This is a genomic window from Streptococcus suis, from assembly GCF_019794555.1.
GTDB lineage: Bacteria > Bacillota > Bacilli > Lactobacillales > Streptococcaceae > Streptococcus > Streptococcus suis_AB.
Genome location: NZ_JAIMEP010000003.1, coordinates 1 through 11324, shown reverse-complemented (window position 1 = coordinate 11324; position 11324 = coordinate 1). Strand labels below are relative to the sequence as shown.

Here is an 11324-nt window from a genome sequence, read left to right as displayed (position 1 = left end):
GGCACCCGCTACCGGTGAACCCCAAAGCGACTCCCAAGCCTGACTATCGTGAGGTAGCGGGGAGAGGAAGGGATAGCGAAATCGTGGCGCTACGAACAGAAACGTGATACAAAGGCGTATATAGCGGATAAGGTGGCTACAAGCACCAAAGTCCAAAAAGGTAGTCGTAACCTATATGCGTAAATCACGAGTGTAAACGAGGAAAGATGTACGACTTATCCCGTGAGGTCTCATGAGCGTCAATAAGACGTAGTAACAACGAATCATGAGAAGTCAGCCGAGGTCATAGTAGCGATGAAATTTCTGTAATGGAAACGGAGCGAAGGACCGAACAATTAACCGAAGTATACCTACTTCGATTGTGTCTGTAAAGAATGGTCTGATAGAACTGGAGACGGTCACGTATTGACTGGAAGAAAGCTTATCAATATAAGATATCCTACAGACACCGAGACAAGAAAGGAGTACGCACATGTCACAGTTATTAGATAATATCCTATCACGTTCAAATATGTTGGATGCTTACAATCAAGTTAGAGCCAATAAAGGTTCAGCAGGAATTGACGGCGTAACTATTGACGAAATAGATGACTATCTCCGCAAACACTGGCGTTCAACTAAAGAACTCATAAAGCAGAGAAAGTACAAACCACAGCCCGTTTTACGAGTTGAAATTTCCAAGCCTAACGGCGGAGTTCGCCAGCTAGGCATTCCAACGGTCATGGATAGAATGATACAACAAGCCATTGTCCAAGTCATTAGTCCTATCTGTGAACCCTATTTCTCTGATAAGAGCTACGGATTCAGACCCAATCGGTCCTGCGAACATGCCGTTATCCAGTTATTAGAATACCTTAATGACGGCTATGAGTGGATAGTGGATATAGACCTCGAGAAGTTTTTCGATACCGTTCCTCAAGATAGACTGATGTCGCTTGTTCATAACATTATCCAAGATGGGGATACAGAATCTCTGATTCGTAAGTACCTTCATTCAGGTGTAGTCATCAACGGCCAACGGTATAAAACACTAGTCGGAACGCCACAGGGAGGAAACCTATCACCGCTCCTATCCAATATCATGCTTAATGAGCTAGATAAAGAGTTGGAAAATCGTGGACTTCGCTTTGTTCGCTACGCAGATGACTGTGTCATCACAGTTGGTAGTGAGGCGGCGGCTAAACGTGTGATGCATTCAATTAGTCGTTATATTGAAAAACGATTAGGTTTGAAAGTCAACATGACCAAGACCAAGATTGTGAGACCGAGCAAATTGAAGTATCTAGGATTTGGGTTCTGGAAATCATCGGGGGGTTGGAAAAGTCGTCCGCATCAGGATAGCGTACAGAGTTTCAAGAGAAAACTCAAGAAACTAACGTCCCGTAAGTGGAGTATTGACTTAGACAGCCGAATTGAGCGACTAAACTGGGTCATCCGAGGTTGGATAAACTACTTTTCTATGACGAACATGAAATCAGTCATGGAAAGCATTGATGAACGACTAAGAACTCGAATAAGAGTTGTTATCTGGAAACAATGGAAGAAGAAATCTAGGCGACTATGGGGACTTCTCAAACTAGGAGTACCGAAGTGGATAGCGGATAAAGTATCTGGCTGGGGAGACCATTATCAATTAGTGGCTCAGAGGTCTGTACTGAAACGTGCCATATCAAAACCAGTCCTCGCTAAACGTGGACTGGTTTCTTGCCTAGATTATTATCTAAAACGACATGCGTTAAAAGTTAGTTGAACCGCCGTGTGCCGAACGGCACGCACGGTGGTGTGAGAGGGACTAGAAATTAGTCCCTACTCGATTATATTTGATAGTAATGTAACTGATAATAAAGGTTGAAAGGAAGATATATCATGAATCACCAATTTAAACGGATTATGTTAATGACAATTCTAACTACTATATTCTTATCTGCATGCCAGCCAGCTGAAAACGAAATAGATTCTCTTGAGCAATATAGAACAGAATATATCGGAGATAGTAACAATGTAATTAAGATTGCAAGTTTACAGGATTACCCAACAGGTTACACCTATGATCATATTGAAATACGTTCAGATGAAGAACCATATGAGCTTATCATCTATTTGAAAGTAACTGAAATGCCTGACTCTGACTATTTAGAATTAGAGCAGAATAGTAACTCCATTTTTGACTTGATTGCTAATTTAGGAAAGGTAACCTTTGTCAATGAAGAAACCCAGAAAGAAATAGTTTCATATCACAAAGAATGACCTGCCTTATGTAGGTCATTTCTCAATTATGAGTATCGTCTGAATTTTATCAGATAGTTTCAAAATACTTGACATATTGATAGATAGGAGTATAATTAGAATTGTTCTAAAGAAAGTTTAGAATCATTATAAATTGGAGGCGATTACTATGACAATGAAAGATTATGGAAAAGATCCATTTGTAACCAATATTGAAACTGCTACGCTAGAAAATACAAACTATCGAACAGCAATCTGGACTGGTGAATTGCTTCAAGTGACCTTGATGTCCATTCCAGTCGGAGAAGATATTGGTGCGGAAGTGCACAATGAAAACGATCAGTTCCTCCGCATTGAACGAGGTCATGGCCGAGTTATCATGGGAGAATCAGCTGAAAAGATTACCTTGGATAGAGAAGTTGGACCAGAAGATGTTATCTTGATTCCAAACGGTACCTACCATAATGTCATCAATATTGGCCAAGAAGACCTCAAAATCTATTCTATCTATGGACCAGCCCATCACGCTCATGGTACGGTTCATGAAACACAAGCTATTGCACTTGCTGCGGAAGAAGCTGAAGAACATGGTCACTAATACACCGATTTTTGAACTAAAATCCGTCGGCTTATCTGATAAAGGTAAGTCGATTTTGACTGATATTCATTTTTCTGTTAGTGAAGGTGAGCGTCTAACCTTGGTTGGGCCTTCTGGTAGCGGAAAAAGTAGCATCTTAAAAATATTAGCAGGGCTTACTTCAGCGACTCAAGGACAGATTCTTTTTAGAGGTAAGGAAATAGAGAAACTGGATATGCCCACCTATCGAAGAGAAGTTTCCTATTGCTTTCAACAACCTGTACTTTTTGGAAATACAGTCGAAGACAATCTGCGTTTTCCATTCACAGTGAGACAGTTAGAATTTGATAAATCAAAAGCGATTACAGCCTTAAAAAATGTAAATTTGGGTGAAGATTTTCTTACCCAAGGGATTACAGAATTATCAGGTGGTGAAAAACAACGTGTCGCTCTTATACGTAATTTACTTTTTGAACCTCAAGTTTTGCTATTAGACGAAGTTAGTGCAGGGTTAGATGCGGAGACCAAAGCTATTGTGAATCAACTACTTACTGATTACCACGAAACTGGAAAAACATTAATTGAAGTGACGCATGACCAATCAGAAATTGATGGGGCTAAGCATATTTTAAGAATGAAAGATGGGAGGATGCAACTATGAACTCTGTTTCAGTAGATAATTTATCCCTAGTCTTAATTTTCGGCTTGGTTCTACTTGCGATGGGGATAAGCCAAAAAGAGAAACTTGGGCTGACAAAAGATATTTTGGTAGCGGTTGTCCGTACGATTGTTCAGTTATTCGTTGTTGGCTATATTTTAAAATTTATTTTTCAAGTTTCGAATGTTTTCCTCAGTTTGGGTATGGTGTTGATTATTCTTTATAATGCTAGTGTACAGGCAAATAAACGCAATCCAATCAAGAACAAAAAGCTGATTTATCCTTTTCTTGCTTTGCTCACTTCCACCAGTATCACTTTAGGATTATTACTGTTATCAGGTGCCATCCAATTAATACCTTCTCAAGTCATTCCAATTTCAGGGATGTTGGCTAGTAATGCAATGACAGCAATTGGTCTATCCTATCGAGCTATGTACCGGTCCTTTACTGATAACCGCCAACAGGTGTTGGAAAAATTAAGTCTAGGGGCAACGAGTAAATTGGCTTCACAGGAAATTTTGCGAGAATCCATTCGGACTGGTATGCAACCGACAATTGACTCAGCCAAAACAGTTGGTTTAGTCAGTTTACCAGGAATGATGTCTGGTCTGATTTTTGCAGGAGTAGACCCTGTCCAAGCCATTCGCTATCAGATTATGGTCATGTTCATGCTACTATCAGCAACCAGTCTCGCATCTGTTATAGCCTCATATGCGGCCTATAAGACTTATTTTACAGATAGGACTCAGTTAGATTTTGAATAAGGAAATTGATCTTTCTGTGTGAAAGGTCATTTTTTATCAGTGAAGTCTGCGAAAATATGATAAAATAGACTTACTTTGATACTGAAAAGGAGATATTATGACAGTAAATTTTAGAGCAGAGTTTGACAAACGCAAAGATGAGTTTCTAGCGGACCTCTTTGATCTCTTACGCATCAATTCTGAGCGTGACGACAGCCAGGCAGATGCCCAGCATCCATTTGGACCTGGCCCAGTGCGTGCCTTGGATAAGTTTTTAGAAATCGCTCAGCGTGATGGCTATCCAACCAAGAACGTTGACAACTACGCAGGTCACTTTGAGTTCGGCGAGGGCGACGAAGTCCTCGGTATCTTTGGTCACTTGGACGTGGTGCCAGCAGGAAGCGGCTGGAACACCGACCCATACGAGCCGCAAATCATCGACGGTAAGCTCTTTGCCCGCGGATCTTCTGACGATAAGGGACCAACCATGGCTTGTTATTACGGCTTGAAAATCATCAAGGAGTTGGGTCTTCCGACCTCTAAAAAAGTCCGTTTCATCGTTGGTACCGATGAAGAGTCTGGCTGGGCGGACATGGATTACTACTTCGAGCACGTCGGCCTTCCTTTGCCAGATTTCGGATTTTCTCCAGATGCTGAGTTCCCGATTATAAACGGCGAAAAGGGTAATATCACAGCTTATCTTCATTTTGCAGGGGAAAATAGCGGAGCTGCTAAACTGCATTCCTTCGCTGGCGGTTTGCGTGAGAACATGGTGCCTGAATCTGCGACAGCTATTATCTCTGGTGACCTAGCAGATATGGACAGCAAGTTGGCAGATTTCACAGCAGCCTATGGCCTAAAAGCTGACGCGGAAACCCTTGAAAACGGTCAAGTTCAAGTCACCGTCATCGGAAAATCAGCCCACGGTTCAACCCCAGAAGAAGGTGTCAACGGAGCAACCTATTTGGCAAAATTCCTCAGCCAATTCGCCTTTGATGGTGCAGCCAAAGCCTATCTTGATTTGGCTGGCCAAGTCCTTTTGGAAGACCACGATGGACAAAAACTTGGCGTAGCCATCTTCGATGAGCAAATGGGTGCCCTTTCTATGAATGCAGGTGTTTTCAAATTTGACGAAACCTCATCTGATAACACCATTGCCCTCAACTTCCGTTATCCAAAAAATACCAACCCAGAAACCATCAAGGCTGGTTTAGAAAAACTTGGCGTAGAAGCTGTGAGCTTGTCTGAGCATGGTCATACTCCACATTATTGCCCAATCGATGACCCAATGGTTGCGACCCTCTTGTCTGTTTACGAAAAACACACAGGCTTGAAAGGTCATGAACAAGTGATCGGTGGCGGAACATTCGGCCGCTTGCTCAAACGTGGGGTTGCCTACGGAGCTATGTTCCCAGGCGATGTCAATACCATGCACCAAGCCAACGAATTTATCGAAGTGGAGCAACTCTACCGCGCCGCGGCCATTTACGCAGAAGCTATCTATGAATTAATCAAATAGTACGAAGACGGGGATGCCCGTCTTTTTTAGGAGGAAATATGGAACTGAAAGAACTTTGTTTTACAGACATGGAAATGGTTAAAGAATTATTTTTATCTGTTTTCAGCCAAGAACCTTGGAATGATGATTGGTCAGATGAGGAACAATTAGATTGCTACATAGGCGATTTACTGGGACACCCAAGAGCACTCGGTTTTGGCTTGTTTGACCAGGAAAAATTGATAGGTCTGTCACTTTGTTACATTCGCTATTGGTATGAGGGAAGAGGGTATCGAATTGAAGAGTTCTGCATTTCCCGTGATTACCAAAGGCAAGGACATGGTGCTAGTTTATTAGCTGATATTGAGAAGCAGTTAGCTGAAAGAAAGATCGTTCATATTCTCCTGCAAACTGAACGCATTCTTCCAGTCTTTTTCTTCTATAAAAAATGTGGTTTTCATGCTCTAGAAGCAGATGTAACAATGGCCAAGAAAGTAGGACATTATGGAACTTGCTGATATTCGTCAGGCGATTATGGAGGATTCAGCCAATCAATCTTTTACGAAAAAAGGGATAAAGCCGCTTTTCCAAGCACCGTCTACCGCAAAAATCCTCATTATTGGACAGGCACCTGGCTTGAAAACCCAGGAAAAAGGTCGCTTATTTGATGATGCTAGTGGAGAGAATCTGCGGAAATGGTTGGGAGTAGATAGGGAATTCTTCTATGCATCTGGGCATTTTGCTATTCTTCCTATGGATTTCTATTATCCAGGAAAAGGAAAGTCTGGGGATTTGCCGCCTCGCAAGGATTTTGCGCCCAAATGGCACCCACTCATTATGAAGCAACTACCCCAGATTGAGCTGACCTTGTTGATCGGTAAGTATGCCCAGGACTATTATTTAGGAGAATCCCACAGGACTGTAACCGAGAGAGTGGAGAATGTAGCTGATTACCTACCCACCTATTTTCCCCTACCTCACCCATCGCCAAGGAACAATATATGGCAAGCTAAACATCCTTGGTTTGTTGAAGAGATTTTGCCACTGCTGAAAAACAACATAAATATATTGATAAAGCAAAACTAACATGATATAATTGTATATATATACCTAATAAATTTTTCTTATCTTTGTTCATCGAAGGAGGTGTTCTGATGAGAAAATGGAAAACACTGATTGTCACTTGTCTAACTATTTTAGCGGTTTGGTTGTTAATCCCACCTGCCTTAGTAAATGCAAATCAGATTCCCGATCGACCGATAGATACAACAGTAGTAGATGAGACTCAATTACTTTCTAGCGAGACTATTGCTGAAATTGATCAGCTTAATCTCGATTGGTCAACAACGGAACAAGGTTTACAGGTCGGTGTCTATATGACGAATAGTCTTTGGACAGATATCAAAAGTTTAGCCAATGAGACATTTCGTCAGTGGCAAGTTGGATTTTCAGGCACAAATAATGGGATACTTCTGGTTATTGCAATAGAAGATAGGGAATTTCGAATTGAAACGTCAGATAATGCTGCGACAGTCTTGACAGATGTAGAAGCAAAAGAAATTCTCGAAAATGCAAGAGAATTCTTTCGACAGGAAGATTACAATGGCGGTGTGACCTATATTGTTCAATCCATTGGTGATCAGTTTTATGGTACCAGCGTTGGTCAGAGCCAGTTAGCCACCTTAGATGAGAGAACATCGGAAGAGGATCAGGGCTTTTTCGCTTTCTTAACTGTTGTCGTAGTGATTATTATTTTTGTGATAATTGAAAAATCCAGTCGTGGAGGCGGTGGACCAGGCAATTTGCTCTGGATGTTGGTGGATGATCAGCATCACTACCGCAATCATCACTCGTCTAATTCCTCATCGTCCAGCTTCGGTGGCGGTGGTTGGTCCGGTGGTGGCGGAGGAGGTGGAGGTGCCTCTTCCGGTTGGTAAGAAATCTTGTAAAGATTCTGATAGCTATTCGTTTTTAGAATGTTTAATCATGGTTAGAAAGGAAATCATATGAAAAAGAAATGGTTGGTTCTCCTCATTCCAGTCCTAGCTCTGCTATTTTTAGGAATGGGAGCAGTCGGGCAATACAATGGCTTGGTGGACAGTTATGCTGAAGTTGAAAACGCGCAAGCCAATGTAGACACACAGTTGCAACGACGCTATGACTTGATACCTAATGTAGTCGCAGCTGTCAAAGGCGCCATGGAACACGAGGAAGAAATATTTACTGCTATTGCAGAAGCGCGTGCTAAAATTGGCTCCAGTCAACAGGGAACGAGTGAATATAACCAAGCTCAAAGTCAGTTGGATTCTGCAGTTTCTCGACTATTGGTAGTGGCAGAAAACTATCCACAATTGACAGCCAATCAACAGGTTTCAGACTTGATTACAGAGCTTGAAGGTACCGAGAATCGAATCTTAGTTGCCCGTAAAGATTATAACGCAGTAGCAACATCTTACAATAAAAAAATCAAACGCTTCCCAACATCAATCTTTGCAGGTCTATTCGGATATGAAAAAGTTGAACTCTTCCAAGCAACAAATGATGCTGCAACGACTGTGCCAAGTGTTGATTTGAGTGATGAAGAGTAGAATAAGATTCTTGTTTTTAATAGATTAGAAATAACAAAATAGAACTCGGTTTTTTGCCGAGTTCTATTTTGTTATGGATTGACCCAAACACCACTCACATAATCTTCTGATAAGGTCGTTTTATTGGTTATCTTTTTAGTCTGCAAATCATAAATGATAAGAGTATCCGAAAGAATCATCATCAAACGACGATCGTCTATTTGACGGACATGTTCAAGATGGTGGGGTCGAGGATTTAACTCCTTCAATGAATGAAAAACTTGTTCCCCAGTTTCTGTATTGTAAATGGTAAATGAGATGGGACTGAACTGGTAATCAGTGTGTTCGATAAAAAGTAAATTTTTATCTTTTAGTGGATAGAGTGCGCTCGGTGAAGAATGTTCTAACGTAATTGATGAAAATGTCCGTTTTGAAGTATCAAAGGTCAGGAGTTGAGACATCCTTTCAATTTTTTCATATTCCATTGTTTTATTTCCAAAAACAGGGAGATAAATGATTCCATTTGCCATAACGCCCTCTCCAGTGACAAGGTTATTATCGTATTTATAAACTTTCTGTTTGAAGAAATTTTGTTTATCACAGACTAATAAGACATTTTCTTCAGTATCAGCTTGATTTAATTCCCTTTTAAGTCCAGTCATGTAGACCGAATCATCATCTACATAAATAGCTGGAAAGGGAATGAAGTCATCATTTAACACAAGTGTTTGGGAGGTTTCAAAATTATTATCGAATTGTGCCAGAGTATGGTAAGGACCAGCAGTATAGAAATTTTGACCGTCAGTGCCACTTAAGTAAGAAGCATATTGACTAGATTTACGAAGAATCTTTCCACTTTTGAAGTCAATTGAAACGAGATTATCATTGACTACTTTGTGTTGATCATTGGCATAAACTAGATATCGATTATCTAAAATATAATTTTTTCCCGATCCAAAATAGTTCTCGGAGTTCATTTTTTGAGTATTGAGGAGGAGAGGTCCATCACTAGATAACTGAAAGGTTTCGATTTTATCTGGATAAACAAGGTAAAAATCAGCATCCTTAGATAATGTTACATCACCATGTTGGTAAGAATTTACTTTCCAACCAATAAAAGAAAAAACAAGGCAAAATGCAGCTAGTAAAGCAACAACTAATTTTTTCATCGTAGAGTCTCCTTTCTATTTTTTAGTATAATATATTTCATAGCAATCAACAAGTATTTTTGTGTTTTTTTGTATATAAAAGTCATGCAAATATTTTTGCATGACTATATTTATTTTCCAAGACAAAATTGGCTAAAGAGTTGTGTAATTAATTCATCTGGAGCGGCATCTCCTGTTATTTCGCCCAATATTTGCCAACAGCGTGTCAGGTCAACCTGTAACAAGTCGACAGGCATACCCATTTCCAATCCATCATTAACTGCCTGAAGACTTTGGACGGCTTTTTCAATAAGGGAAATGTGGCGAGAGTTAGAGAGGTAGGTGGCATCTTGTTCCACCAAACCTGCATTTTCAAAGAAGAGTTGATTGATTTTTTCTTCGATTTGATCAATGTTTTGGTTTTCCAATACAGAAATGCGGATGACATCCTCAGGTAGTTGATCAGCTTCAATTTTTTCTTCTAGGTCTGTTTTATTGAGCAAGATTATACGATTTGCCATGTCTGAAATGGCTAATAGATTTCGGTCTTGCTCGGTTAGTGGCTCAGATGCGTTGAGGACAAGTAGGATCAGGTCGGCCTCCTCAAGCGCTTTTTTAGACCGTTCCACACCGATTTTTTCAACGATGTCATCTGTTTCACGGATACCAGCGGTATCAATCAGCTTGAGGGGGACACCTTTGATGTTGACGTATTCTTCGATAACGTCGCGAGTTGTCCCTGCTATATCTGTAACGATGGCTTTTTCCTCACGGAGGAGATTATTGAGTAGGCTGGATTTTCCTACATTTGGTCGACCGATAATAGCTGTTGCGATACCTTCACGTAAAATCTTACCTCGACGAGCGGTTCGGAGGAGATTTTCCAAAAGAGCTTGAAACTGGAGGGTCTTCTCACGGACTAAGTCTGTGGTTGCCTCTTCGACATCATCATACTCTGGATAATCAATATTCACTTCGACTTGAGCCAAAGTGTTGAGGATTTCCTGACGTGTTTCATTAATCAGTTGGGAGAGAGAGCCATCCAACTGACGGACTGCGTTGTGCATAGCCTTGTCGGTCTTGGCACGGATGACATCCATGACAGCCTCTGCCTGGGTCAAATCCACACGTCCGTTGAGAAAGGCCCGCTTGGTAAATTCACCAGGCTCAGCCATTCGGGCACCTTGTCTAATCAACAATTGAAGAATTTCATTTGTGACGGCGATACCCCCATGTGTATTGATTTCAATAACATCTTCGCGCGTAAAGGTCTTTGGAGAACGCATGGCACCGAGCATTACTTCATCCAGTACCTGTCCAGTCGCGGGATCAATAATATGGCCATAGTTCAGACTATGACTTGGCACAGTCGCTAAGTCCTTTCCTTTAAAAACTTTGCTTGCAATGGAAAATGCATCTGTACCAGATAGACGGACAATCCCAATTGCCCCCTCTCCGAGAGGAGTAGAAATAGCAGTTATTGTATCGAATTCTTTTGTGATCATAGAGTTTTGCTTTCTAAAAAAATCTTACTTATTAGTTTAACATGGAAATACAAAAAAAGCACAGATGAGGGATGGGGAAGTGTGAATACCCGCTCAATCAATCGTTTTTTCTATTCCTTTCTGTTATAAAATATGATAAAATTAACCTACATAATCTTTGTATTTTTTAGGAGAGAGATATGAAACTTCTAAATCGCTTTGATATATATATATATATATATCAAAGCGATTTAAAAATTTTTTTCAATTTCATAGTAAACAAAACCTGCCAGTCTTGGCAGGCTCAGACTGAAGACAAAGTCCTTAGAATTGATTTTCTAAGGGCTTTTCTTCGTATTTAGGAGTATAATATAAGAAAAAGGACTTATGAGGTTCTCCTATGCTACACAAAGAAAAACCTGA

Annotated in this window: 12 protein-coding genes; 10 read left to right on the top strand and 2 right to left on the bottom strand. The window is 40.6% G+C overall.

Features of this window, described 5'->3' with window-relative positions:
* Positions 1–472: 472 nt before the first annotated feature.
* The 10 genes from ltrA to K6V48_RS01580 all read left to right on the top strand — a co-directional run bounded on the left by ltrA (position 473) and on the right by K6V48_RS01580 (position 8290).
* On the top strand, positions 473–1750 hold the full coding sequence (ltrA, locus tag K6V48_RS01625; RefSeq protein WP_222367462.1) for a group II intron reverse transcriptase/maturase: 1278 nt from the start codon (positions 473–475) through the stop codon (positions 1748–1750).
* A gap of 116 nt (positions 1751–1866) precedes the next feature.
* Positions 1867–2247, top strand: coding sequence for a DUF4825 domain-containing protein (locus tag K6V48_RS01620; RefSeq protein ID WP_172016703.1), 381 nt, complete (start codon positions 1867–1869; stop codon positions 2245–2247).
* A 142-nt stretch (positions 2248–2389) separates the two neighbouring features.
* A complete protein-coding gene (locus K6V48_RS01615; RefSeq protein WP_222367730.1) occupies positions 2390–2824 on the top strand; it encodes a cupin domain-containing protein in 435 nt (144 codons plus the stop codon).
* Positions 2814–3464: an ABC transporter ATP-binding protein gene (locus K6V48_RS01610; protein ID WP_222367460.1), complete on the top strand. Its 651-nt coding sequence runs from the start codon at positions 2814–2816 to the stop codon at positions 3462–3464. The genes K6V48_RS01615 and K6V48_RS01610 overlap by 11 nt, the downstream gene beginning before the upstream one ends.
* Complete coding sequence (locus K6V48_RS01605; RefSeq protein ID WP_172066370.1) at positions 3461–4225, top strand: ABC transporter permease; 765 nt, start codon at positions 3461–3463, stop codon at positions 4223–4225. Before K6V48_RS01610 ends, K6V48_RS01605 begins: the two co-directional genes overlap by 4 nt.
* Before the next feature lie 97 nt (positions 4226–4322).
* Positions 4323–5723, top strand: coding sequence for a dipeptidase PepV (gene pepV / locus K6V48_RS01600; protein WP_261311016.1), 1401 nt, complete (start codon positions 4323–4325; stop codon positions 5721–5723).
* Positions 5724–5761: 38 nt separating this feature from the next.
* Positions 5762–6220 carry a GNAT family N-acetyltransferase gene (locus K6V48_RS01595; RefSeq protein ID WP_222367458.1) on the top strand — a complete coding sequence of 153 codons (459 nt, stop codon included), beginning with the start codon at positions 5762–5764 and terminating at the stop codon, positions 6218–6220.
* Entirely contained in the window at positions 6207–6788 is a 582-nt protein-coding gene (locus tag K6V48_RS01590) for a uracil-DNA glycosylase family protein (protein WP_172039346.1), read from the top strand. The genes K6V48_RS01595 and K6V48_RS01590 overlap by 14 nt, the downstream gene beginning before the upstream one ends.
* Positions 6789–6856: 68 nt before the next feature.
* A complete protein-coding gene (locus tag K6V48_RS01585) occupies positions 6857–7639 on the top strand; it encodes a TPM domain-containing protein (protein ID WP_222367457.1) in 783 nt (260 codons plus the stop codon).
* Between the two features lie 69 nt (positions 7640–7708).
* The gene (locus K6V48_RS01580) at positions 7709–8290 is read left to right on the top strand and encodes a LemA family protein (RefSeq protein WP_160864186.1); all 582 of its coding nucleotides are present in this window, start codon (positions 7709–7711) and stop codon (positions 8288–8290) included.
* Between the two features lie 71 nt (positions 8291–8361).
* Here K6V48_RS01580 and K6V48_RS01575 read toward each other — a convergent pair whose 3' ends face one another.
* A complete protein-coding gene (locus K6V48_RS01575) occupies positions 8362–9438 on the bottom strand; it encodes a hypothetical protein (protein WP_222367454.1) in 1077 nt (358 codons plus the stop codon).
* Positions 9439–9548: 110 nt separating this feature from the next.
* Positions 9549–10922: a tRNA uridine-5-carboxymethylaminomethyl(34) synthesis GTPase MnmE gene (gene mnmE, locus K6V48_RS01570; protein ID WP_105126613.1), complete on the bottom strand. Its 1374-nt coding sequence runs from the start codon at positions 10920–10922 to the stop codon at positions 9549–9551.
* Between the last annotated feature and the right edge of the window lie 402 nt (positions 10923–11324).